This is a genomic window from Arthrobacter sp. Y3225116, assembly GCF_059091245.1.
On sequence record NZ_JBNHGL010000258.1, the window covers coordinates 1 to 3,903 of the forward strand.

3 protein-coding genes are annotated in these 3,903 nt (G+C 69.5%); 2 read left to right on the forward strand and 1 reads right to left on the reverse strand.

The window, feature by feature from the left end; genetic code table 11:
* On the reverse strand, positions 1–468 hold a 468-nt coding region (rsmI, locus tag AC5RV2_RS15660), incomplete at its 3' end, for a 16S rRNA (cytidine(1402)-2'-O)-methyltransferase (protein ID WP_494093098.1).
* 149 nt (positions 469–617) lie between these two features.
* Between rsmI and AC5RV2_RS15665 the strand changes: the two genes are divergently transcribed.
* Together AC5RV2_RS15665 and AC5RV2_RS15670 are read left to right on the forward strand one after the other, a co-directional pair.
* Positions 618–2,258 (forward strand): dolichyl-phosphate-mannose--protein mannosyltransferase, encoded by a 1,641-nt coding sequence (locus AC5RV2_RS15665; protein ID WP_494093100.1) that lies wholly within the window; start codon positions 618–620, stop codon positions 2,256–2,258.
* A gap of 49 nt (positions 2,259–2,307) precedes the next feature.
* The coding region (locus AC5RV2_RS15670) for an AMP-dependent synthetase/ligase (protein WP_494093099.1) at positions 2,308–3,903 on the forward strand (1,596 nt) is incomplete at its 3' end.

The following is a 3,903-nucleotide window of genomic DNA, read 5'->3' on the forward strand; positions in this document are numbered from 1 at the left end:
CTCCCCCTGCTTGCGGGGCAGGAAGCCCTCGAAGGTGAAGCGGTCGGTGGGCAAGCCGGACAGCGCCAGCGCCGTGAGCACGGCCGACGGCCCGGGCACGGCAGTGACCAGCAGGCCCTCGGCCACGGCCGCCTCCACCAGCCGGAAACCGGGATCCGAGACGGCCGGCATGCCGGCGTCGGTCACCATCACCAGGGTGCTGCCGGCACGGACCAGCTCCAGCAGGTCGGCGGTACGGGTCGCCTCGTTGTGTTCGTGGTAGCTGATGATCCGGCCGGTGGCCGTGATACCCAGCAACTGCAGCAGTTTGTGCAGGCGGCGGGTGTCTTCGGCGGCGACCACATCCGCCGTTTGGAGCAGCTCGACCAGCCGCGGCGAGGCGTCCCCGACGTTGCCGATCGGCGTTCCGGCCAACACGATCTGCCCTGGCTGCCGCCCTGACGGGGCGCCCCGTTCCTGCTCATTCACATGGACAACCCTACCTGCGGCGTTGCCCTCTTTCAGCGGCGCCTTCTATAGAGTCGGTATGTGCCCCACTGCAGCGAGGACCGCCGTTCGGCAGCCGACGTCCCGGCCCGAGGCGCCGCACACCCCTGCACCTACCGGCCGGTAACATGATGGCCGTGACCCGAACCACACCACCGCCGGCGGCGGTGGCCCACCGCCACGGCTGGCTGGAATCGCCGGGACGGGCGTTCAGCGAGGCGGTGCTGCGCCGCCGGCTGCTCGGCCTTCCCGCCCGGTACGGGCCCTGGGGGTGGCTGCTCCCCGTGCTCACGGCCGTCCTCGGCGGGGTTTTGCGTTTCTACCGCCTGGGTGAGCCGGGTTCGCTGGTGTTCGACGAAACCTACTACGTCAAGGACGCCTACTCCTACCTGCAGTCCGGCTACGAACGCGAATGGCCCAAGGACGCCAACGACTCCTTTAACGCGGGCAATCCGGACGTCCTCCTCGACACCCCCGAATATGTGGTGCATCCGCCCGTGGGCAAGTGGATGATCGCCGCCGGCATGTGGCTTTTCGGATCCGATAACGGTTTCGGCTGGCGTTTCGGCGCCGCACTCGCCGGCACGCTGTCCATCCTGATGATCGCCCTGATCGCGCAGGCGCTGTTCAAGTCGCCGGCGCTGGGCGGGGTCGCCGGTTTGCTGACGGCCATCGACGGGCACCACCTGGTCCACTCCCGGACGGCCTTGCTGGACGTCTTCCTCATGTTCTGGGTGGTCGCCGCCTTCGGCGCGCTGCTGCTGGACCGCTTCGACGGACGACGGCGGCTGGCCGCGAAGATCGCCCGGCAGGCGGGCCCCTCCGGGGTGCCGCACGCTTCGCGGCTGCTGTACGGGCCCTGGGTGCTCTGGCGGCCGTGGCGGCTGGCCGCGGGCGTCTGCCTCGGGCTGGCCGTGGGCACCAAGTGGTCGGCGCTGGCGTTCGTCGCGGTGTTTGGCCTGCTGTGCGTGTTCTGGGACCTCGGCGCCCGGCGTGCCGCGGGGATCAGGGAGTGGTTTTCCGCCGGCGTGATCAGGGACGGGGTGCCGGCGTTCTTCACCATGATTCCGGCCGCGGCGGTGACCTATCTGGCGGCCTGGACCGGCTGGCTGCGCTCAGACGATGCCTACGACCGCAACTGGGCGGCGTCGAACCCGTCCGCGGCCTGGGGCTGGCTGCCGGACTGGCTGCGCTCGCTGGCCGAGTATCACCGCAGCGCCTACACCTTCCACAACGGCCTGGATTCCGAGCACCCGTACGAATCCAATGCCTGGACCTGGTTGTTCATGGGCCGCCCGACGTCGTTCTACTACCATGCGGAAGAAGCCGGCCAGGGCGCCTGCGCGGCGGCCACCCGCTGCTCCCAGGCGGTCACGGTGGTCGGCAACCCGCTCATCTGGTGGGCCGCGGCCGCGTCGCTGCTGGTGCTGCTCTTCTACTGGGCCGGGCGGCGGGACTGGCGGGCGGGCGCGATTCTGGCGGGGGTCGCGGCCGGCTACCTGCCCTGGTTCCTCTACCCCGACCGGACCACGTTCTTCTTCTACGCGATCTCCTTCCAGCCGTTCCTCATCCTGGCCCTGACCTACGTGCTCGGGCTGGCGCTGGGCCGGGCGACGGATCCGCCGTGGCGCCGGCGCCAAGGCGTGCTGGTGGTCGGGCTCTTCTTGGCGGCGGCACTCGCGGTGTCGGCATTCTTCCTGCCGGTCTGGACCGCCGAGATGATCGGCTACGACCAGTGGCGCTGGCGGATGTGGATGCCGAGTTGGATTTGATGCAGGCCGGACAACACGACTTTTACCGGATTCAGAAAGTGGGCACGACGTGCGCGAAGCAGTAACCGAAGTGCTGGCAGCGATGCCGGCCGGGTCTAACCTGACGGACATCCTGGTGGCCCAGCATCAGCGCGACCCGCAGCGGGCGCTCTATGCGGTCAAGCGCAACGGCGCCTGGTCCGATGTTCCGGCCGCCGAACTCCTGGCCCGGGTCAGCGCCGTGGCCAAGGGCCTGATGGCCTCCGGCGTCGAAGCCGGAGACACCATTGCCGTGATGTCCAAGACCCGGTTCGAGTGGACGGTGGTGGACTTGGCCGGCTGGTTCGCCGGCGCGGTGGTGGTCCCGATCTACGAGACCTCGTCCCCGCATCAGGTGCAGTGGATCCTGCAGGACTCGGCGGCGAAGCTGGTGTTCGCCGAGGACGCCGCCAAGGCCGCCGTGGTGCGCCAGGCCATGTCCGGGCTGCCGGCCGCGCTTCCGGTCTGGCAGCTTGACGGGAAGGCCGAGGGGCTGGCTGAGCTGGAAGCCCGCGGAACCGCGATCACGGACGAGGAACTTGAACTGCGCCGGACCTCCCGGGGCATGCAGGACGCGGCCTCGCTGGTCTACACCTCGGGCACCACCGGCCGGCCGCGCGGCTGCATCATCACCCATGGCAACTTCGCGGAACTGGCGGTCAACACCGTGGAGTTCCTGGCCGACATCCTCAAGCGCCCGGACGCGAAGTCGCTGATGTTCCTGCCGCTGGCCCACGTGCTGGCCCGGGCCGTGCAGGTGATCTGCCTGACGGCCGGAGTGAAGATGGGCCACACGTCCAGCATGGCGGAGTTGATCGAGGACCTGGGCACCTACCAGCCCACCTTCCTGCTGGTGGTTCCGCGCGTGTTCGAAAAGGTCTATGCCTCCGCCCGGCAGAAGGCACACGACGGCGGCAAGGGCAGGATCTTCGACGCCGCGGCGCAGACAGCCGTCGCCTACTCCCGGGCTCGGGATGCGCAGGCACGCGGCACCGGTGCCGGCCCCGGGCTGGCGCTCAAGGCCCGGCGTGCCGTGTTCGACAGGCTCGTCTACGGAAAGCTGCGCGCGGCGTTCGGCGGGCACGTGGAGTACACCGTCTCCGGCGCTTCCGCACTGAATCCAAAGCTCGCGCACTTCTTCACCGGCATCGGCGTGCCGGTGCTGGAAGGCTACGGGCTCACCGAATCCACTGCCCCTGCAGCGGTGAACCTGCCCGGGGCCAACCGGATCGGCACCGTGGGACTGCCGCTGCCGGGCACCACCGTCAGAATCGCCGACGACGGCGAGGTCCTGATCAAGGGCATCGGCATCACCCGCGGCTACCACAACAACGACGACGCCAACGCCGAGTACTTCCGGGACGGCTTCTTGTGCACGGGGGACGTCGGCACGCTGGACGACGACGGCTACCTCACCATCACCGGCAGGAAAAAGGAGCTGCTGGTAACGGCGGGCGGCAAGAATGTCGCTCCGGGTCCATTGGAGGACGCGTTGCGCGAACACCGGCTGGTGTCCCAGGCGGTGGTGGTCGGCGAGGGACGCCCGTTCGTTGGGGCGTTGGTGTCCCTGGACGAAGAGGGCCTGGCCGGCTGGCTTGCGTCGGCCGGCCGCGGTCCGGTCGGCCTG